Raw genomic sequence first — 21290 nt, 5'->3', positions numbered from 1 at the left:
CAGATGTCCCTGCCTTGGTATGGTCGCTCAATTCAGGAATAAGTTACCCAGCATGCAATTAAACGTTTTGAACAGCACGTCCAACAGAATCTTCGATTTCATTTGTTTGTGGATCCTTCCGCTCGGTTATTTGTTGCTGCTTTGTGCGCTGTTTTTCCTGCCGGGGCGCAGTGTGCATCACAAGCTTTATTATGGCCTGTTCAGCATTCCGGCACTCTTTGCACTGTGCCTGCGGCCGCGGCTCGGCAAAGAGTTGCTGCGCGAACCGATCGTCATTGCAGTCCTGCTATTTATGGCGTGGGCACTGCTCAGCCTGAGCTGGAGGCCAGACGACGACATCGACTTTGGCCAGTTCAAACCGCCATTGCACACCTTGTTACTGTTCGTTGGCTGCTACCTGCTGGTGCGCTTTCGCAGTGAAATCATCCAGCCCCTGCTGTTCTGCGCCGCGACGGTGGCACTGGTCATCTCTGCCTACAACCTGTACAGGTTCGACCAGATCTACCAACCGGAAATGCGCCTGATCGGTGTAGGCGCATTTGACAATCCACTGCTCAGCTCCCACGTTTTCGGCTTTTTTTGTACCTATTGGCTGAGCCTGAGCATGACGTGCAAGCGACGCCAGGTACTTTGGCTGAGCGTACCGGCGATGGCGATCATGTTCGCCGCAGTGCTGGCCACCGGTTCCAGGACCCCACTGGTTGCACTGACGCTGGCTGCGCTTTGGCTGTGTTTCATCTGCTGGAATCGACGCTCGGTCTTCATGCTTGGCGCCATGTTCTTCGCCGGTACAGCGACTTTCGCGTTGTTTGCGGACAAAATCTTCGAAAGAGGCAGTTCCTTCCGCATCGAGCTCTGGCAATTGACCCTGAACAGGATCGCTGAGCACCCATGGATCGGGCACGGCTACAACGCCGCACTGAGACTGGACCCCGGCGTCGGCTACAGCCTTCAGGAACCCCATAGCTTTGCCCTGGGCGTGCTCTACTACGTCGGCATTATCGGCCTGCTGCCATGGCTGTTCTTTCTCGCATGGGGCTTCATCAGCAGCCGACGTCATCGCGTGCAACCGCTGTTCATCATTGCCTCAGCCTGGCTGGCCTTCGGTATCGGTGCAGGCCTGACCGAGGGTGGCGGGATCATCTCTCGCCCCAAGGAACACTGGTTCCTGCTGTGGATCCCCTTGGCGCTGATTGCCGCATTGAGCATCAATCAGCGGGCCCGGCGCCTGCTGGACACACCGATCAAGACGGCGACACCAAGCGCCCTGCAACAGCTGACTGCCGATGCCAGGGTCATTGAAGAGGATGGTCTGGGCCCCAAGGTCCTGCGCCTGACCGATGGCAGTTTTCTCAAGCTGTTCCGTCGCCGTCGTTGGTATACCTCGGGCAGTTTCACGCCCTACTCCGATCGTTTTGCCGTCAATAGCGTGCAACTGCGCGGCATGGGCATCCCGACACCGCACATCCTCGACCTTTACCGGTTCGAAGACGGCAGCACCGCCGTGCATTACTCCCCGTTGCCGGGCAACACGCTGCGCCAGATCCTGCAAGGCATCACCGCCCCGGCAGTGCGCCAGGCACTAGTGGAGCGCTTCGGCAAATTCATGGCTCAACTGCACCAGCAAGGGGTCTACTTCCGCTCCCTGCACCTGGGCAATGTGCTGGTGCTGGAGGACGGCGAGTTCGGCCTGATCGACCTGGCCGACCTGCGAATTTACCCCTCGGCATTGAGCCCTTCCCTGCGTCGGCGTAACCTGCGCCACATGCAGCGCTACGCATCTGATCGGCATTGGTTGTTCGAGGATCACTTCGAAGCACTGCTGCTGGGATACGCCGCGACGGCCTCGAAAGCCGACGTGGATAATTTGCACAGGCACGTGCTGGCCGGGAGTCCTCCGGCCCAGGCTCACTGATGACAGAAACCAACCCGCTTATCGCGATGACGGCCTACCTGCTCGCCATCGCGACCGCTGCGCTACTGTTGCGCAGCGTGCCGAGAATCCCCCGAGAGCTGGAGCATTGCGGCGAAAGCCGCTTTGCCGGCATCGACGGTTTACGCGGGTATCTGGCCTTCGGCGTGTTCGTGCACCACTCGATCATTACCTGGATCTTTCTGCAAACCGGCGTGATGGATTTTCCACCGAGCAACTTCTACTCGCAGCTCGGCCAGGGTAGCGTCGCCCTCTTTTTCATGATCACCGGCTTTCTGTTCTGGAACCGCTTGCTCACCCACGGACGGCAACACGACTGGCTGGCATTTGCGGTATCCAGGCTGTTTCGCCTCTACCCGCTCTACCTGCCGCTGATGTTGACCGTGTTTGTCTGCGTGTTCTATTTGCAGGACTGGGAACTCAAGGACTCCGGCACCCAACTCATTGGCCAGACCCTGGCCTGGCTGATCTTCGACCGGCCAGACGTCAACCAGTACCACCAGACCGGCATGCTGATCTCCAACGTCACCTGGACGCTGGGGTACGAGTTGTTTTTCTATCTGGCCCTGCCACTGGCCGCCATGGTGTTCATTTATCGCGGCGGCTGGTTGCAGACGGTGCTGTGCCTGATCGGCATCTATACCCTATACCAGGTGGTCGGCTGGGAACACTCGCTGAAGAAGCACTTCCTGGCCAGCTTCCTCGGCGGCATCGCTGCGGCGTACTGGATTCGCCGTCCACAATGCGTCGCCTGGAGCCTGTCTCCACTGGCGGGCATCGTCGCCCTGCTCGCGCTGGCGATCGCCTTTACGGCGTTCAACCGGGCATTCAACCTGGGGGCGCTGCTGCTGCTTTCACTGTTCTTTGTGATCGTGGCGTCCGGCAATACCTTGTTCGGCGCCCTGAGACCACGCAGCATCCGCTGGCTGGGGGAAATCAGCTACAGCACGTATCTGCTGCACGGTTTCGTGCTCTGGGTACTGGTGCAGCGGCTGCCGCCGATATTGCACCTTGACGTCCGGCAAGCCTGGGTCTTCCTGCCGTTGCTGGCCGTGTGCAGTTGCCTGCTGATCATCATCAGCAGCCTGACTTACCTGTACATCGAAAAGCCCGGTATCAATGCCGGCAAGAAAACCCTGCACTGGTTGCGCCAGAACAGGAAGCCGAGGAAAGCACTTCCGGAGGAAACAGCTCAACAACGTTGAGCCGTTTCCGGGGCATGCCTCCGAGGACAATGCCCCGCCTTCCCCCCTTGAATCCAGCCTCCGGCTCAGTCTTTCTCCAGCCGTGAGAAATACATCCGGCCCAGCCCACGCCAGGTTTTCTTGTTCCAGGCCTTGAATGGAATCTGCGCCAGCAACTCCCGCGCCAGCTTGCGATCACGGTTGGCGGTCTTGAGGAACATGGAATTGAGAAACTTGTAGCGCACCTCGTCATACAGCGGGTGATCGCTGAAGAGCGCGTAGGTGCGCAGGATGCTGTCGATCATGAAGCGGTGGTTCTTGTAGGAGTTGGTGGCGTGCTTGCGATAGCGCGCCATCAACACATTCAGACCATCGATGAAGTAACCGGCATGGGTCACCTTCAGCTCGATCAGCAAGTCTTCCAGGCGAATGGTCGGGTCGAAACCGCCCACCTTGTCCAGCGCTTCGCGGCGGATCATCAGGGTAGGCGCCGGAGGATAGGGCTTGCGCTCGAGGAACATGTCGTCGAAATCCAGACGACGGAACGGCACATCCCGACGCTGGCGCTTCTCGGGGTAGAGATTGCCGTCGGCATCGATCAGTTCGATGTTACCGGCGCAAATGCCGACCTCGGGCTTGCCCTCCATATGCGCGACCTGAGTGGCGATTCGCTCCGGCAGCATGATGTCATCCGAACCGAACGGCACGATCAGGCTGCCCTTGGCCCGGGCAATTGCACCGTTGAGGGTGTTGGTCAGCCCCTGGTTTTCCTGAACCCGGAAGTCGAAGCCATGGATGGCCTGCAATGCCTTGATCCGCGCGACGCTGTCATCCTTCGAGCCGTCGTCGACCACCAGCAACTCGATGTTCCGATAGGTCTGGTTGAGGACGCTGAGAATGCTTTCCTCGATGTAAGGAGCGTGGTTGTACGACGCGATGATGACCGTGACGATGGGTTGCGCGTCGTTCATGGCTGCTCCTTGCGGGCCTGTTCCAGGCCGGAATCGATCAGATTGAGGTATTCGCGACGGAACTCCTCAATGTCATGGTGTTGCTGCAGATAACGGAAGGACTGCTCGCCCTTGGCCTTGAGCTCGTCATCCGAAAGGCCAAGGTAAGTGTCCAGCGCCGCCTGCAGCGTCGGCACATCCTTCGGCGTAATCGCCAGGCCACCGGCCCCCTCGATGAGCGGCAACATGGCCGGCACGTTCGAGGCGATCACCGGCAAATGCCCGCTCATGCCTTCGAGCAGCGCCAGCCCGAGGCCTTCGGCCAAAGAAGGCATGGTCCAGATGTCGAAAGCTCGAATGTACTGCAGGGCAATTTCCTTGAACCCCAGCAAATGGGCGCGACCGCTGAGGCCGAGGCGGTCGATTTCCGCGGCCAGGCGCGACTCTTCGCGGCCGGCACCAATGATCGCCAGTTGGGTATTGGGGTATTTGTCCTTGAGTGCCGCGAAGGCCTGCAGCAAATAGATATGGCCCTTGACCGGCACCAGTCGCCCCAACGCACCGATCAGCCGCACCGACGGATCGATGCCCAGCATTTCACGTGCCTTTTCACGACTGTGTTGCAGACCTTCGGCCTGCTCGATGTCGATGGCATTGGTGATGGCATAGGTATTCTGATCGGTGAAGCCACAGTCACAGTCCAGCAGATACTGTTTCACCGCTGGCGACACGCCGACGAAGCGCCAGTGACGATCAATCAGGCGCTGGGTCTGGCGGCGCCGGTAAAAACGGTCGTACTCGCCAAAGCCGTGGGAAATGCCGATGCACAGCGGCACTTTCAACCAGCGGTTGAGCGCCAGCATCATGTTCACCGGCTTGAAGCGGTTGCAGATCACTACATCGAATTTTTCCCGACGGCAGAACTTGTACAGCTGCCACATGGCCCGCAGGCGCATGCCCTTGAGGGATTTGTCGGAAAATTCGAAGTACACCGAACGGTCGGCTCGGCTCACTGCTTCGCCCGGCCCGGGTTTGCCGCGCAGAAACGCGGCGGTCACTTCATAGCGATCACTGGGTAGGGCCTTGACGATTTGCTCCGCGAGGTCGGCGAAATCATGGGCTTTGACGTTGTAGTCAGGCTGCAGCTGCAGGACCTTCGACCGCTGACTCATAACTCTCCCCGCTGAGAAACATTGCCTGGTGTGTGCTTGATGGACCACAAAAGCTCGTGGCGCCGGACGGCCTTGCGAAAGAATTCGTTCTGGCCATAGCTGGACGGCAACCGGCCGGCCAACAAACGTTGTATCAACCGACGCAAGCGACGCTTGAACGGCATCGCCGATTGCAGGTCGTGCATCATGCCCAACGCCATGGCCTTGTCTCGCTGCTGCTCCAGCGGCAAGGGCAGGCAATAAGGCTGCATCGGCTGGGCCGGATCGAAGGCCGGCGGCAGGGCGATGCCATCACCGGTATCGCCCATCGGCCAGCGGTCGTTGTCGTGCAGGTGGTTGGCATAGCCCAATAGCGTGGTCGGCTGCCAGTCCAGGCCTTGCAAGGCTTCGAGAACTGCCGCCTGGGCGCAGACATGGTCGGGATGCGGATCGAGGGTCGGATGCGGCAGGACGATGACCTCGGGGCGGGCCCGCAGCAGCAACTCACGCAGATCCGCCAGCAGATTGTTCCAGGTCGGCGCGCCATCGGCATCGCCCGGTAGCGTGAAAGGATTCAACTGACGGAACAGCCGGGTATCGTCCAAGTCCGCTTCCCGCGATCCCGCGGTCACCGCAGGCGCGGCCTGCATGCTCGCCAGTTGCAGGCAGAAATAACCCAGTTGTACGCAGCGGGCCTCGGGTACACCGGCCCAACGTGGCACGGTGATGCTATCCCAGGTGCGCAGGCGGCCTTTCAAGCGGGCCGCATCGACCTTGTTCAGTCCCATCTGCCGGTAGTGTTCGGCTTCGATTTCGCCCGCTGTCAGCGTGACGATCCAGGTTTCGTCGGCCTGGCTGTACAAACCGTAGGCTGCCAGCTCGGCATCATCGGCGTGGGGCGCGATGACCATCACCCGTTGACGCCGATAATCCGGATGTTCCAGTGCCCACAGCACAGGCTCACCGAACACACGACAGAAACGCCCGCGCAAGCGCAGCTCACCACGCGACAGCGCCTGAGCCTGACCACTGAGATTGAGGTAACGCAGGCCGTTTACGCCTCGTTCGAAGGTTTGTCGGTCAGGGTTTTCGCCCCCCGCCAACTCGACCACTGGATCGATAAAACGTCCCAGCCAGGTGCTTTTTACCCGCAGGGCCAGCACCAGCGTCGCATCGTCGACCAGCATCACGCCCTCGTCCAGCCGCAAATGTTCGCCGTTCAGGTGCACCTTGGGCTGGGGCGTGTAGGGGGGAAAGCTGTACTGGTAATCGTCTTTCGGTGAGTAGAACAGGTGGTCGGCAAACCAGGCTTCGTGGGCAACCCAACCCAGAACCGCCAGCACCAGCGGCAACCACCAGGCCACCAGTACACCCATGACGATCAACAGCACCAGCGCAATCAGCAGGCCGATACGTTTATTGCGCCGATGGCGCTTGAGCAGTTGCTGTTTGCGGCTCATGGTTTGGCTCATACGGTGAAGACCGGCACGGGGTTGCACCAGCGATCCTTGTATTCACGGTCGGCGCGACCGAAGGAAAAGCGCAACGGTTTGTCCTGCGCCCGGGCATGCTCCCAGGCGCTTTGCGTATTGATAAAGCTCAATACGCTACCGGGGCTGAATTCGCGGGTTTCGGGGTCAACGCCGCCGTTGATGTACTCGACGCTGATCCATTTCGGCGCTTCGACGCGGTACACCAGTTGAATCGCAATCGGCGCATCGTTGAGGAAGATCACCGAACCGATCAGCAACTCGCGCAGCAGTTCGAGGACTTCGGCCATGCGCGCAGCGCCGGTGGCCGGGAAACCCCAACGACGCTGGAACAGATCACAGTAGATCGCCGCCAATTCAGCGCTGGAAAATTCGCTGACCGGACGCACCACACCGCCCGCCTCTTCCAGCAGACGCAATTCGCGGCGCTGGTTGTAGCGAAACTTCTTCGACAGTTCTTCCGGGGTACGGGCCATGGCCAGTTGTTCTGTCTGCAGCTTCATGCCGCTGAAGCGGGTTTCGTTGAGTGCCGACAAGTAGCGTGCACGATGGCGCAGAGGAGCCTGAACATCAGCGGCGGCCGGCAAAATCAGCTCGGCATTGCCGAGATCGAACAGGCCTTTTTTGCCGTTGCGCTTGAGCACATCCTTGGACAGCGCCACATCGCGGCCCCAGGTCGGGATCGCGGCCTTGACTTCGCCCTGTTGCTCCCAGGCCAGGTATCGCACCGGGATGCCGGCAAGATTCGCCAGACGTTCGACCACCAGAGGATGAGTCGCGACGCTTCCGCCAAATTGCTGCCAGGCTTTTGCGTAGGTAGAGGCGTCAACGGGCGACCAGCCACGTTCGCGCCAGCCTTGGAATCGGTTGAGCATCAGCCCCTCGGTGCCAGATCGGTAACTTGCGGCAGACGCCAGAAGGTGTCGCGCACCGCACGGTCGGAGAAACGCTCACGCAAGCGATCGAGCATCATCTCGGCGCATTGACGGCGCTGTTGATCATCCATACCCGCCAAATGTTGCAGGCCTTGTGCAAGGTGTTCAGCATCGCCGAGCGGGAACAGAATGCCCACGCCTTCGACCACTTCCTTCGCCCCGCCACACGCTGTGGCGAGCAAGGGTACACCAGCGGCCATTGCCTCCAGCAGCACCATGCCGAACGGTTCGTGATCGGAACTCAGGGCAAATACATCAAAGGCGCGGAAGTAATTGCGCGCGTCCGGCACCTGACCGAGGAACAGCACCCGATCACCGATACCCAGCTCCCGAGCCAGCTCCTTGAGATCCTGCTCCAGACGCCCCTTGCCGAGAATCACCAGTTGGCTGTTACCCGGAAGCCCCGGCAACGCCGCAGCAAAACCGTGCAGCAGAGTAGCCTGATCCTTGTCCGGGTGCAGTCGGCCAACGTTGCCGACAATCCACGCATCAGCCGAGAGACCGAGGGTTTCCCGAGCTTCGCGAGCGGAAACCTGACTGGCTTGCAGCGCAGGCACGTCAATGCGGTTGTAAAGGGTTTGAATACGCGTCGCCGGCCATTTCGGCAGGCATTGGCGCATGTCGTCGCGCACCGCATCGGACACCCCGAGCAGGCTCAGACGCTTGCGGAAAATATGCGCGAACAGCTTGCGCGTGCCGCGTTTGTAATCGTCAAACGCGTGGTGCACGCCAATCACCGGCAACGAAGTGCCGAGCAAGGCGATGTAGATCGGCTTGAAGCGATGGGCGATGCAGAAACTGAAGTTGCGCGACGCGGCGATCTTGCGCAGATCGCCGATGGCACCCAGCTTCAGGCCACGAATGGCCTTGGAGCTGTATTCCATGAACAACACTTCATCGGAAGCACACGCTGCGGCCACCTCGCTATCGGCAGCCCCGGTCAGAAAGACCGTGGTCACCCGATAACCGGTGCCCGCGAACAGGCTGGCGTACTGCCGTGCGCAGTCCAGGAACGGCCCGTCATAGCCGTGGCAGAACTGCAGCACATGGCGTTCAGCCGAGCGAGTCATAAGCGTTTGCGCCCTCTTTGACCACCAGGATGTCTTCCATGATCAGGTACTGCAGATCCGAGCCGAAGAACATATTCAGCGCATCGGTCGGCGAGCAGATCATCGGCTCGCCACGACGGTTGAGCGAGGTGTTGAGCGACACGCCGTTGCCGGTGAGCACTTCCAGCGCTTTCATCATGTCGTAGTAGCGTGGGTTATATTCACGCTTGAGCACCTGGGCTCGGGACGTGCCGTCTTCGTGGACGACTTCCGGCACGCGGGTTTTCCACTCTTCCGCCACTTCGAAAGTGAAGGTCATGAACGGCGCCGGGTGATCGATCTTGATCATCTGTGGCGCCACGGTGTCGAGCATCGACGGGCAGAAAGGCCTCCAGCGCTCGCGGAACTTGATCTGGTGGTTGATGCGGTCGGCCACGCCCGGCACGCTTGGGCAACCGATGATCGAACGCCCGCCCAGTGCACGCGGACCGAACTCCATGCGGCCCTGGAACCAGGCCACCGGGTTGCCATCGACCATGATTTTGGCGATCTGCTCCGGCATGTTGTCGAGCTTGCGCCACGTTGGCTTGTCGGCGTGACGGGCGCAGGCTGCGATCACGTCTTCGTTGCTGTACGACGGGCCGAGGTAGACGTGCTCCATCTTCTCGACCGGCACGCCGCGGGCGTGGGACACATAGGCTGCCGCGCCGACTGCGGTACCGGCATCACCGGACGCCGGCTGTACGAACAGCTCTTTGACGTCGTCGCGGGCGATGATTTTCTGGTTCAGCTTGACGTTCAACGCACAGCCACCGGCGTAGGCCAGTTTGCCGGTTTCCTTGAGCACGTCGCCCAGGTAATGGTCGATCATCTGCAGCGCAATCTTTTCGAACAGCGCTTGAATGCTAGCGGCGTAGTGGATGTAAGGCTCGTCGGCGATGTCGCCTTCGCGCTTGGGACCCAGCCACTCGATCAGCTTCGGCGAGAAGTAGTAACCCTTGCCCTTCTCTTTGTAGCGACGCAGGCCGATGACGTTGGCGTAGTCGGTGTTGATCACCAACTCGCCGTTTTCGAACGAAGCCAGGCGCGAGAAATCATATTTGCTGGCGTCGCCGTACGGCGCCATGCCCATGACCTTGAACTCACCGTCGAGCATATCGAAACCGAGGAACTCGGTGATCGCGCCATACAGGCCGCCGAGGGAGTCCGGATCGAAGAATTCCTTGATCTTGTGGATCTTGCCGTTTTCGCCATAACCGAAGAAGGTCGTGGCGTACTCGCCCTTGCCGTCGATGCCCAGGATCGCGGTTTTCTCTTTGAAACCGGAACAGTGATAAGCGCTGGAGGCGTGGGCAAGGTGGTGCTCGACCGGCTCGATCTTGATCTTCTTCGGATCAAAACCCAGCTGCTCCAGGCACCAGACGATCTTGTTGCGATAGCGCTTGTAGCGACGATTGCCCATCAGGATCGCGTCGAGTGCACGGTCCGGGGCGTACCAGTAACGCTTGGCGTACTGCCAGCGGGCCTTGCCGAACAGACTGATCGGTGCGAATGGGATCGCGACCACGTCAACGTCGGACGGCTTGATACCGGCCTGTTCCAGGCAGAATTTCGCCGATTCGTAGGGCATGCGGTTCTTTGCATGTTTATCGCGTACGAAGCGCTCCTCTTCAGCCGCCGCGACCAGCTTGCCGTCGATATACAGGGCTGCGGAAGGATCATGGCTAAGGGCGCCGGACAGGCCAAGAATCGTCAATGCCACAGGGGTCTAGCCTCTTTAGTCTGCATGCAGGCGCAAGCGCCTCAAAAATTAATGTGCCCTCGCAATGAGCGAGAGACAGCTAAAGGGCGGGATTATAGCGTAAAAGCGGCGGCAAACCTCTAGCAGCAAGCGGCATGCAACCACGGCCGGGACCTCACGGCATTTTTTATCCGCGCGCAGGCCGCCAATAGATGGAGATACTGCCGTCCACGCTTTGCCGGTAAATCGTGTACGGCAAGACAACGGTATCCAGCGCGCCAGACACGGCCAGGTCCACCAATACGAGCGGCACAAGGACACCCGTAGGGTCTGGCGGTGCATTCAAGACACAGAAGTCGTAGGCGAGGCCGCTGTAGACCCGTGGAATGGATTGGCAATAGGTCTTTTGCCGACGCAGCCCCTGCGCGGCTTGGGCTTCATCCTGCAGGACGGTGGCGGCGGTCCCGCAACCCGTTAGCGACACTGATAAAACACCCGCTGAAACTGCCATTTTGATCGTCACAGCCTGCCCTCCGAGAACGTCAGGCAAATTAGCATCCGGGCGATTTGGGCCACAGTTCATGACTTCCCAAGATCGCGTAGGACGGTTCACAAGAACTTGTCTGCTTTCTCGGTTGGCAGTACCGGCCTCATCGCGAGCAAGCTCGCTCCCACAGTGGTTCTCGGTCGCACACAAAATATGTGCCCGACAAAGATTCAGTGTGGGAGCGAGCTTGCTCGCGATAGCGGTTTAAGCAGCGCTGGAGATGTCTTTGGGAAGACGCTGATCAATGACCTGATAAAGGGCACTGCCTTCAGGCCAATTGCGCATGAACCGCGCGCGATCCCTTGCATACGCCGGGGAGAAACTGCCGAGGGAGCCGTGCTGGCACATCGAATCGAGGTCGATCAACGCCCAGCGATCCTGCTGCCAGAACAGGTTATGCCCCTTGAAATCGCCATGGCTGATGCGTAGACGAATCAACTCGGCGAACAGATGATCCAGTGCCGCCAGCTCGGCTTCCGGCGCATCACCACGCTCCACATACGGCGCAAAACGCTCGATGATGTCCGGCCCCGGCAGGTACTCGGTGATCAGGTAAGCCCGGCTACGCAGCCACAGGAAACGCTTTTCCAGCAACGCCAGCGGCTTGGGCGTGGCAATCCCGAGGAACGCCAGGCGGTTGCCTTCGCGCCATGAATGCCAGGCCCGGCTCGGACGCCAGAAACGCTTGAGCCAGTGGGCAAAACCCTTGATGTTGTAGCGCTTGATCACCAGCGTGCGGCCATCCACCTCGACCTTGCCGACGCTCGCCGCACCGCCGGTCTTGTACAGGTGCCCCTGATCGAGCAAGGCATCGGCCTGCTCCAGCACAGGCACCATCGACGGCACTTCCTCGCGGCGAATCGCCCGTAACCCGAAGGCTCCGCGCTGGACGCTGAACAGCGTGCACTCGCGGCCGACCTTGATCAGGAAGTCCTTGAGGCGCCAACTGCGGACCTTGTCGATCTGCTTCTGCAACGCCTCCATGGGCAAGGCGTGTTCGCCGTTGCTAAGCAGGTAATACACCAGCAACTCTTCAATGAAGGGTTCAATCGACTTCGGCAACTGGGCGAAGAACACCCCGAGGTTTTCCAGGACCTTCTGCCGGGACAGCGGCTGGCCAGGTGTCTCGCAGCAGATACCTGCGCCATCGATCAGGTACAGGCGACCGCCCTGGCGCAGCAAATTGTCCAGGTGCAGGTCTTCCTGCCACAGGCCCTTGCGATGCATCTGGCCGATCGCGCCCAACGCCTCGGCCAGCACCGCCCCTTGCCCATCGGACAGTACGGGCTGCTGCTCCACCTGTTTCCAGGTGTCGCCCAGGCTTTCGGCATGCTCAAGGAAATCAAACAGCAGCCAGCCACCCTCGCCGTCCTTCAGGCCATCGGCCAACAGCTGCGGCGTGGTCAGCCCCTGGGCAGAGAGCAGGCGCACGCCATCCAGTTCACGCTGAAAATGCCGTGCAGCCTTGCTGCCGACCAGCAATTTGGCCAACACCGGCCGGCCACGCCAGACGCCGGCACCGACATAACGCTGCCCCGGCAACACTCGCAACAGGCTCAGCAGTTGCAACTCGGCAGGGCCGGCGGCGTCGGCCAGCGAAACGCTCAGCGGCAAAACGGGATTGCGGCCTGCGGTCTTCAGTTCGGATAAACGCATCAGCGCGGCCTCTTTTGGCTGCGCCGCGCAGTCAATCGCTGCAGCCAGCTATCGATCAGCGAGCTGTCCTGCGGCTGATCCAGATAGGCGGCCAGCAATTGCCGCAGTTGCGACTCGCCCCACTCGGGCGCACGGCGCGTCAGCGGCTCCAGGTCCTTGATTCGGTCACGCTGCCCGTACAGCAGCGGCCGGGTCTTTTCCAGGTCGATCAATTGAGCCTGATAGCCGTTGCCGGTGGCGCGCATGAAAATGTGCTTGGGATAGAAGCACCCATGCACCTGGCGTGCGGCGTGCAGCTGCCGGGCCAGTTCGCCACTGGCCTTGAGGATTTCCGAGTGCTGCTCAGGGCTCAATTGAGTCCAGCGCTGCAACAGCGAGTCGAGGTCGTCCCAACCGTCCAGCGCACGGGTCAGCAGGATCGCACGGACCTCGCCATTGACCTTGCGCTCCCCGTAGAACACCGCTTCGAGCGCCGGAATGCCCATCTTCCGGTAACGGGAGATGTTGCGAAACTCGCGAGCGAAACTCGGCTCGCCGAACGGTGCGCGCAAGGTGCGGGTCAGGTAGTTGCTTTGACGCTTGAGGTAGAAACCATGACCTTCCAGGTCCAGCCGAAACACGCTGCTCCAGCCGCCGCCACCGGTGTTGGGTTCGTCCACCGCATCGAGCTGTTTGGTCCAGAGTGCCTCGAACGTGCCGAGGCCATGGCGCTCAAGCAGCGCACGGTCTTCAGCGGCCAGAAAGTCAGTCATTCGCGTCCCTCGAAAAATCTCACCACGTGCCGGATGCGTTTTTTGTCCGCAGCGTTGAGCCGGGTCCGGTTGCGGTATTGCAGGTAAAAGCGCAGGCGCTGTGTAGCCGACAATTGATATTTGGCGACCTTGTCCAGGCACGCCAGATCCTTGGTAATACGGTACTTGAGCCAGAAACCGCGCCAGAAATCGCCGTTGGGGCAATCGATCAAAAACACTCGAGCCTGATCGTCGATCAGTAGGTTGCGCCACTTCAAATCATTATGGGTGAAGCGGTGGTCGTGCATGGTCCGGGTGTATTGGGCCAGCTGACGACTGACGGTATCGACCCAGGCGCGGTCCGACAGCTTCGGGTCGTGGCGCTCGGCCAGTGCCGACAAGTCCTCGGTACCCGGCAGCTCCCGGGTAATCATCGCGCCGCGAGCGTAGGCCGCACCGCGCCGCTCCAGCCCCCAGGCCACCACTTCGGCAGTGGGGATACCCCACTTGGCAAAGCGCTTGAGGTTCTGCCATTCCATCTTCACCCGAGGCTTGCCCAGGTAACGTCGCAAGCCTTTGCCAGCGCCCACATACCGTTTGACGTAATAGTTGACGCCATTGCGCTCGACACGGATGACCTCCGAGAGCGCGTCACGGGTCAAACGCTCGCCTTGCAGCGCAAACACAGCCTCGAGGCTGCCGAAGTCATCGGCCAGCTCGCTGTAGGCCGGTTCCAGCTTCCAACCCGACATCAGAGCGCATCCCCGTATCGCTGTTTACGCTCGTAGAGCTTGTTGGCCTTGCCGTCGAGCCATGCCAGCAAAGCTGCCTCTTCACACAGGATCTGTCGTAGCGGTAGCTGGAAATAGCCTTTGAGGAAACGCAGCTTGTCGCGGCGGGTCAGGCCGATGTCCAGCGCGGAAAAGTACAGGGCAGCCAGGTCCTTGTTGCGCCAGCGCAAGGTGATCGCCGGGCGGGTCTGGGCACGGTGCAAGTCGATCACCGAAAGCTTGAAGTCGTCGGCGGTCACCGGTTTGTCGGTGTGCAGCAGGAAATGGCAGATGTAGCAGTCGCGGTGGTTGACCCCGGCGCGGTGCATCATGCCGGTCATGCGCGCGACTTCGGCGATCAGTGCGCGCTTGAGTTTTGGCTCCGGTGGCTGCCGGGTCCAGTTGATGCTGAAGTCTTCCAGGCTGACCGTCGGCGCCAGCTCTTCGGTGACGATGAACGAATGTTGATCGGCCGGGTTACGGCCCTTCTCGCCATACGCGACGGCGGTCATGGTCGGCACGCCGACTTCCTGCAGGCGCTGAATCGCCTTCCACTCCTGACCGGCACCCAGTACAGGAAGCTTGGCCGTCAGCAGGTTCTTGAATATTTCGCCCCAGCCAATGCCACGGTGGATTTTCACGAAAAACCCGTTGCCGTCGACTTCCGTGCGTAATGTCCGGCGTGCTTCCAGCTCGCGGTACACCTCGCCCTTGAGCCCCTCGACTTCGGCGAACGGGTCGCGTCCGGCCCAGAGGCTCTTGAACGGTTCAGCCAGCATCAACTTCATTTAAGCGTGCTCCGCCAGAATCACATCCGCCGCGTGCTGCGGCATGCTGTAGAGGTCGGCCGTTTCGGCGAAGGCCAGACCATTGCGGCTCCAGGCCGCCCTTGCTTGAGCGTCGTTCAACATGCCGGTCAGGTACTGCGTCAGCTGTGCCTGATCGAACGGTTCGTCCAGCACCAGGCCAGCATCGGCCTCGGCGATGTAATGGGCGTAACCGCACACCGCGCTCACCAGCACCGGCAAGCCGGCCACCAGGGCTTCGAGCAGCACGGTGCCGGTATTCTCGTTGTACGCCGGGTGGATCAACAGATCGGCACCCAACAGGAAACGCGGAATGTCACTGCGCCCTTTGAGGAACGTGACGTTGTCACCCAGCCCCAAGGTCGCGCTCTGCATCTGGAATAACTTGGGGTCATCCTGGCCAATTACAAACAGCCGGGTGCGCTTCTTAAGATCAGCGGGCAATGCCGCCAACGCCTTGAGGCTGCGATCGACGCCCTTGGTCTTGAACCCGGAGCCGATCTGCACCAGCAGCAGTTCATCGTCCTTGAGATTGAATTCAACGCGGAACCCGGCACGAATTTCATCGGCATCGGCCGGCCGACGACGATCCTGGGCGATACCCGGTGGCAGCAGGTGAAAGCGCTCCAGCGGCGTGTCGTAATGTTTTATGAACAGCGGTTGCTGGACCTCGGAAATCATCAGCACTTCGGTCTTCGCCTCTTTGGCGAACACCGCCCGCTCGTATTCGGCGAAGTGGCGATAGCGGCCCCAACGGCGATACAGCGAGTTACGCAGGTTCTGCGCCTTGTCTTCAAAACAGCCGTCGGCGGCGTAGTAGACGTCCAGGCCCGGCATCTTGTTGAAGCCGATCAGGCGGTCGACCGGGCGCTTGGCCAGGTCCGCTTCCATCCATTCGCTGAGCTTTTCGTTGCGCCGATGGTTGAAGAACGCCTTGACCGGCGCCACCAGCACTTCGAAACCCGGCGGTACGTCGCCTTCCCAAATCAGCGTGTAGACGCGAATCTGATGGCCGCGCTTCTGGCACTCCAGGGCGATTCGCATGAAATCGCGCTGCAAGCCGCCAAATGGAAAATACTTGTACAAGACAAATGCCAATTGCATCAGCGCAGCTCCTCAGCCATTAACAACGTGCTCAGTCGGCTCGCGACACGCTCGGGATTCAGACGCGTGAAGCACAACGGCCACTCGCGTTTCAAGTCAAACTGACGGGCATCTTCAGCCGTCGGTTGATAAGTGCATTTCTTTTGCAGGCACGGCGCACAAGGGAAGTCGCTGGCCAGGTGAATCTGCACCTTGCCATAGGCGCCGGTCAGGCCTGGATTGGTCGGGCCGAACAGCGACAGCGTCGGCACATCCAGCGCGGCGGCCAAATGACCCAGACCGGTGTCCACCGCCACGCAAGCTTGCGCGCCCGCCAGTACCTTGCCGACACCGGCCAGGTTCAGTTTGGGCAACACTTCGGCGTGTTTGAAACCGGCTGCGATGCGCTCGGCCCGGGCTTTCTCCAGCGCATTGCCCCACGGCAGTTTCACCCCTACGCCCAGGTAGCCGACCCGCTCGGTCAGCTCACGCCAATAGGCTTCGGGCCAGTGCTTGGTGTCCCAGGTGGTGCCGTGCAGAAACACCACGTACGGATTCTTGCGCGGCAATTCCACCAGGCGCTCGATATTCAGGCCGTAGTCACCCAGGCCTTTGGGCAAGTCATAGCCCAACGCGATGGCGAACAACTGACGCACTCGCTCCACCGCGTGCTGCCCGCGGGCAACGGCCAGGCGTCGATCGTAAAAGCGCGCAGCGATGGGTTCGCGTGCAGAGTTTTTATCGAGGCCGGCCACCGGCGCCTTGACGTAACGGGTCAGCCAGGCGCTTTTCAGCAAGCCCTGAGCGTCAATCACCAAGTCATATTTCGTGGCGCGAACGCTTTGCTTGAAGCGCTTCCACTCACCGCTCTTGATGGTCTGCCAGATGTTTTTGCGCCAGCGACGTATCGCCACCGGAATCACCTTGCCCACCGCCGGATGCCAGGTCGGGATCTCGGCAAAGCCTTCTTCCACCACCCAGTCGAATTTGATGCCGGGGATCGCCCGCGCCGCGTCGGTCAACGCCGGCAACGCATGAATGACGTCGCCCAGCGAAGAAGTCTTGATCAACAGAACCCGCAAGCTATTTGACCTCGACCGGAGTGCCTTGCAACCGCTGCAGGGCTTCGTTCACCGCTTGCGGCATGAGTTGGCGCAGGCAGTTGTAATGGCCGAAACGGCAGGTGCGGTCGAAGCATGGACTGCACTCGATGCCCAGGCGAACGACTTCGACGTGCTCGGCCAACGGTGGCGTGAAACCTGGCGACGTCGAGCCGTAGACTGCCACCAATGGGCGATTCAGGGCGGCGGCAACGTGCATCAGGCCGGAGTCGTTGGACACCACCGCATCGGAGCAGGACATCAGGTCGATGGCTTCGGCCAGCGAGGTGCCGCCGCTGAGGTTGACCGATTCTTCACGCAGGCCGGGAATCAGCCGCGCGCGGATGTCTTCGCCCACGGCGTGGTCGTTTTTCGAACCGAACAGCCAGACTTGCCAGCCTTCGCGGATCTTCGCTTCGGCAACCTTGGCGTAATGCTCGGACGGCCAACGCTTGGACTCACCAAACTCGGCGCCGGGGCACAGGGCCAACACTGGGCGGTCGAGGGTCAGGCCGAACTTGGCAAGCGCCGCTTCGCGGGTAACCGGGTCGATCTGCAGGCTCGGACGTGGATACGGCTTTGGCAACTCAAAGCCCGGCTCATAAGCCAGGGCCATGAAGCGCTCGATCATCAGCGGATAACGATCCTTGTCCAGCGTGCGCACGTCATTGAGCAGGCCATAGCGAAACTCGCCACGCCAGCCGGTGCGCTTCGGGATGCCGGCAAAGAACGGCACCAGCGCCGACTTCAGGGAATTGGGCAACAGGATCGCCTGGTCGTACTGGCCAGCCAGGGATTTGCCGATGCGCCGACGCGTTGCCAGTTCCAGGACACCGTGACCGAGCGGAAAGCTCAAGGCCTGGCGAACTTCGGGCATGCGCTCAAGAATCGGCCGGCTCCACTCGGGGGCCAGCACGTCGATTTCGCATTGCGGGTGGCGTTGTTTCAGACACTGGAAAAGTGTCTGCGCCATCACCATGTCACCGACCCAACTGGGCCCAACGATCAGAATTTTCATGTGGTTTCCATAAACGAACCGGGGAGGCCTACGCCTCCCCGCCTCGAAAATTCTACAGAACAACGCAAATCTACTACTGTAGGAGCGAGCTTGCTCGCGATGAACCTGAAAACTCCGCGGGGTGTCAGGCTCGCCGCGTTCTCGTTAACGACCATCGCGAGCAAGCTCGCTCCTACAGGGAATATTGGCGTATCAAATATCCCGTTTCAGCTTAGCCCCAGCTCACGCCAGATCCGCATGACCTGCCGCCGTTCGTCCGCGAACTGATCGCCCGGAATCACCCCGGGGTCCTTCTGCAAGGCCTGCCGGTGGGCGGCGGAACGGTACGCTTTATACGCTTCACGCAACAGGCTGGCATCTTCGACGGGCATTAACCCTTCATGCTCCAGCTCTTCCAGAATGCGGATGTTGTCCGTCCAGCGTAGCAATGGCGGGTGTGTTTCGGACCACGCCAGGGCCGCGTATTGCACCATAAATTCAATATCGACGATACCTCCGGCGTCCTGCTTGATATCGAACGGCGCCGTGGCTTCGAAGGCATTTGCCCCGGTGCCGGCCGCGGTGCTCTTGCTGCCGAGGTTATCGCGCATCTTGGCACGCATCTCGCTGACTTCCTGGCGCAGGGTCGGCAGATCACGTGTTTTGCCCAATATCGTGGCACGGACTTTCTCGAAGGCCTGGCCGACATCCTGACTGCCCACCAACACCCGCGCGCGCACCAATGCCTGATGCTCCCAGGTCCAGGCCTCGTTTTCCTGATAGCGGGCAAACGCACCCAGGGAACTCACCAGCAAGCCCGACGCCCCGGACGGTCGCAGACGCATGTCCACTTCATACAACTGCCCGGAGTTGGTCTGCGCCGTCAGCAAGTGAATGATCCGCTGCCCCAATCGGGTGAAAAATTGCGCGCCATCGATGGGTTTGATGCCATCGGTTTCAGCCTGCGGATCGCCGTCGTGGATGAACACCAGGTCCAGGTCCGAACCATGCCCTAGTTCCAGGCCGCCGACTTTCCCATAACCGACAATGATGAAGCCGGGATCGCACAAGGTGCCATCGGTGCGCAGCGGCGTGCCGTACTTGGCCACGGTTTGCCGCCAGGCCAGTGCCAGCACTTGCTCCAGGATTGCCTCGGCGAGCCAGGTCAGGTAATCGCTGACTTTCATCAGCGGCAGGCTGCCGGCGATTTCCGAGGCGGCCACTCGCAAGCGGTGCGCCAGCTTGAAATGGCGCAGAGCTTCCATTTGCTGTTCGAGGTCGTCCTCGGGAATCCGCGTCAGGCGCTCGCGCAACTCTGCCGCCAGTTCTGGCGCCAGTGGCGGCTTGAACAGCCGGCCTTCGTTGAGCAATTCGTCGAGCAGCAGCGGGAAGCGGGTGATTTGCTCGGCGATCCACGGGCTCGCCGCGCACAGCGTCAGCAAACGCCGCAACGCACTGGGGTTCTCGGTCAACAGCACCAAGTACGCGGAACGACGAGCCACGGCTTCGACCAGCGGCAGCACCCGTTCCAGTACCAAGTCCGGATTGTCATGTTCCACGGCCTGTGCCAGCAAACGCGGAATAAAAGCATCGAGACGTTCGCGACCCAGACGCTGCATCGCCCTCAATTGCGGGCTGCCGCGCAAGCCAGCCAGGGCTTTCAAGGCTTTTGGGGCATCCTTGAAACCACCCTCTTCCAGTTGACGGCAGGCGGCCTCATCGTCCTGGGCCTCTTCCCACAGCGGCAACCACTCACCGCCGACCACCACTTCGCTTTCGGCGCCCTGCTCTTCATCGGGATCGGCGATCACCTGCCCGAAGTGCCAGGCCACTCGGCCGCGCCAATACATCAGTTGTTCGTGGAACGCCGTCCAGTTCGCGAAGCCCAGCATAAAGGCAATGCGCGCCTGATCCTGCTCGCCATCGGGCAACATTTGCGTCTGGCGATCGGCAATCGCCTGAATCGCGTGTTCGGTGTAACGCAGGAACTCGTAACCTTCACGCAGCTCGCTGATCACGTTCGGCGGCAGGTACCCCTGACCTTCCAGCGTGCTCAGTACCTTTAATAGTGGGCGCTGCTGCAAGCTCAGATCGCGGCCGCCGTGGATCAACTGGAACGCCTGGGCAATAAACTCGACTTCGCGAATACCGCCGGAACCGAGCTTGATGTTGTCGGCCATGCCCTTGCGCCGCACTTCCTGCTGGATCAGCTGCTTCATGGTGCGCAGCGCTTCGATGGCCGAGAAGTCCAGGTAACGCCGGTAAACGAATGGCCGCAGCATCTCTTGCAGTTGCGCGCCGGCTACTTGATCCCCGGCCACCACCCGCGACTTGATCATCGCGTAGCGTTCCCAGTCGCGCCCCTGGTCCTGGTAATACTGCTCCAGCGCGTTGAAGCTCAGCACCAGCGCGCCCGCCGAACCGTAGGGACGCAAACGCATGTCGACGCGAAATACAAAGCCGTCGACGGTCATCGGGTCCAGGGCCTTGATCAGCCGCTGGCCCAGACGGATGAAAAACTCCTGGTTATCCAGCGGGCGTTTGACGCCAACTGTTTCGCCACCCTCGGGATAGGCAAATATCAGGTCGATGTCCGATGACAGGTTCAGCTCCACGGCACCGAGCTTGCCCATGCCGAGAATGACCATCTGCTGCGGTTCGCCGCTGCGCCGCCCGGTCGGCACGCCGAACTGCTGGCAATGCCGCACGTACAACCATTGATAGGCCTGATCGATGCTGGCATCGGCCATGTCCGAAAGGTCGCGGCAGGTCTGGATCAAATCGGCCTGGCGGGTCAGGTCGCGCCAGATGATCCGCACCTGATGGCGTGCACGCTGGCGGCGCAAGGCGCGGCCAAGTTGATCATCGGTCTCGGCCACGTTCGCGGCGGCCGCGATCTGCCCGCACAACTCAGCGGGAGCGAAGCCGCGGTCCAGTTCGCCGGACTGCACCAGCCCCAGCAACATCAAAGGGTCACGAACACACTGTTCAATCACGAAATCGCTGGCGGCGGTGACGCGGGCAAATTGCGCCCAACGCTCCGGCGTCCAGGCAGACAACCCGTGGTCATCGTCCAGAGCGGCGACGGCAGCCCGGAACGACTGCTCGGCACGGGTGACAAACGGCAGGAGAATGGCGGGCAGTTCGGCAAGCGAGGGGAGGCTCAT

At 60.8% G+C, this 21290-nt stretch carries 17 protein-coding genes; 2 read left to right on the top strand and 15 right to left on the bottom strand.

The window, feature by feature from the left end; all coding sequences use genetic code 11:
• Window positions 1-52: 52 nt before the first annotated feature.
• Both AC1RP7_RS07815 and AC1RP7_RS07810 read left to right on the top strand, forming a co-directional pair.
• Window positions 53-1915, top strand: a complete 1863-nt coding sequence (locus AC1RP7_RS07815) for an O-antigen ligase family protein (RefSeq protein WP_218495197.1) — start codon at window positions 53-55, stop codon at window positions 1913-1915.
• Window positions 1915-3138: an acyltransferase family protein gene (locus tag AC1RP7_RS07810; protein ID WP_493181566.1), complete on the top strand. Its 1224-nt coding sequence runs from the start codon at window positions 1915-1917 to the stop codon at window positions 3136-3138. Before AC1RP7_RS07815 ends, AC1RP7_RS07810 begins: the two co-directional genes overlap by 1 nt.
• A 65-nt stretch (window positions 3139-3203) precedes the next feature.
• Here the strand turns inward: AC1RP7_RS07810 and AC1RP7_RS07805 are convergent, their stop codons facing one another.
• From AC1RP7_RS07805 to glnE, 15 genes are all read right to left on the bottom strand, one after another.
• Window positions 3204-4088, bottom strand: a complete 885-nt coding sequence (locus tag AC1RP7_RS07805; protein ID WP_218495199.1) for a glycosyltransferase — start codon at window positions 4086-4088, stop codon at window positions 3204-3206.
• Complete coding sequence (locus AC1RP7_RS07800; protein ID WP_150754789.1) at window positions 4085-5239, bottom strand: glycosyltransferase family 4 protein; 1155 nt, start codon at window positions 5237-5239, stop codon at window positions 4085-4087. Before AC1RP7_RS07800 ends, AC1RP7_RS07805 begins: the two co-directional genes overlap by 4 nt.
• Window positions 5236-6678 carry a PIG-L deacetylase family protein gene (locus AC1RP7_RS07795; RefSeq protein ID WP_154861143.1) on the bottom strand — a complete coding sequence of 481 codons (1443 nt, stop codon included), beginning with the start codon at window positions 6676-6678 and terminating at the stop codon, window positions 5236-5238. Before AC1RP7_RS07795 ends, AC1RP7_RS07800 begins: the two co-directional genes overlap by 4 nt.
• A gap of 8 nt (window positions 6679-6686) precedes the next feature.
• The gene (locus AC1RP7_RS07790) at window positions 6687-7583 is read right to left on the bottom strand and encodes a GNAT family N-acetyltransferase (protein ID WP_493181565.1); all 897 of its coding nucleotides are present in this window, start codon (window positions 7581-7583) and stop codon (window positions 6687-6689) included.
• On the bottom strand, window positions 7583-8713 hold the full coding sequence (locus AC1RP7_RS07785; protein WP_057712282.1) for a glycosyltransferase: 1131 nt from the start codon (window positions 8711-8713) through the stop codon (window positions 7583-7585). The genes AC1RP7_RS07790 and AC1RP7_RS07785 overlap by 1 nt, the downstream gene beginning before the upstream one ends.
• Window positions 8697-10454: a carbamoyltransferase family protein gene (locus AC1RP7_RS07780; protein ID WP_090452771.1), complete on the bottom strand. Its 1758-nt coding sequence runs from the start codon at window positions 10452-10454 to the stop codon at window positions 8697-8699. The genes AC1RP7_RS07785 and AC1RP7_RS07780 overlap by 17 nt, the downstream gene beginning before the upstream one ends.
• 166 nt (window positions 10455-10620) lie before the next feature.
• Window positions 10621-10956, bottom strand: a complete 336-nt coding sequence (locus tag AC1RP7_RS07775; protein ID WP_489339635.1) for a YceK/YidQ family lipoprotein — start codon at window positions 10954-10956, stop codon at window positions 10621-10623.
• Window positions 10957-11184: 228 nt separating this feature from the next.
• A complete protein-coding gene (locus tag AC1RP7_RS07770; protein WP_492587260.1) occupies window positions 11185-12636 on the bottom strand; it encodes a lipopolysaccharide kinase InaA family protein in 1452 nt (483 codons plus the stop codon).
• Window positions 12636-13388, bottom strand: coding sequence for a lipopolysaccharide kinase InaA family protein (locus tag AC1RP7_RS07765; RefSeq protein WP_090452769.1), 753 nt, complete (start codon window positions 13386-13388; stop codon window positions 12636-12638). Before AC1RP7_RS07765 ends, AC1RP7_RS07770 begins: the two co-directional genes overlap by 1 nt.
• Window positions 13385-14119: a lipopolysaccharide kinase InaA family protein gene (locus AC1RP7_RS07760; protein WP_218495204.1), complete on the bottom strand. Its 735-nt coding sequence runs from the start codon at window positions 14117-14119 to the stop codon at window positions 13385-13387. The genes AC1RP7_RS07765 and AC1RP7_RS07760 overlap by 4 nt, the downstream gene beginning before the upstream one ends.
• A complete protein-coding gene (rfaP, locus tag AC1RP7_RS07755) occupies window positions 14119-14925 on the bottom strand; it encodes a lipopolysaccharide core heptose(I) kinase RfaP (RefSeq protein ID WP_218495205.1) in 807 nt (268 codons plus the stop codon). The genes AC1RP7_RS07760 and rfaP overlap by 1 nt, the downstream gene beginning before the upstream one ends.
• Window positions 14926-16047, bottom strand: a complete 1122-nt coding sequence (locus AC1RP7_RS07750; RefSeq protein WP_340312344.1) for a glycosyltransferase family 4 protein — start codon at window positions 16045-16047, stop codon at window positions 14926-14928.
• Window positions 16047-17108 (bottom strand): lipopolysaccharide heptosyltransferase I, encoded by a 1062-nt coding sequence (gene waaC, locus AC1RP7_RS07745; RefSeq protein ID WP_046039742.1) that lies wholly within the window; start codon window positions 17106-17108, stop codon window positions 16047-16049. Before waaC ends, AC1RP7_RS07750 begins: the two co-directional genes overlap by 1 nt.
• A 1-nt stretch (window position 17109) precedes the next feature.
• Window positions 17110-18144, bottom strand: a complete 1035-nt coding sequence (waaF, locus tag AC1RP7_RS07740; protein ID WP_057712291.1) for a lipopolysaccharide heptosyltransferase II — start codon at window positions 18142-18144, stop codon at window positions 17110-17112.
• Between the two features lie 206 nt (window positions 18145-18350).
• Window positions 18351-21290 carry a bifunctional [glutamate--ammonia ligase]-adenylyl-L-tyrosine phosphorylase/[glutamate--ammonia-ligase] adenylyltransferase gene (glnE, locus tag AC1RP7_RS07735; RefSeq protein ID WP_493181564.1) on the bottom strand — a complete coding sequence of 980 codons (2940 nt, stop codon included), beginning with the start codon at window positions 21288-21290 and terminating at the stop codon, window positions 18351-18353.

Source organism: Pseudomonas sp. GW822-FHT01E03 (assembly GCF_058802985.1).
Note: the sequence above shows the minus strand (reverse complement) of the source record. Positions and strands in the feature narration are given on the sequence as shown.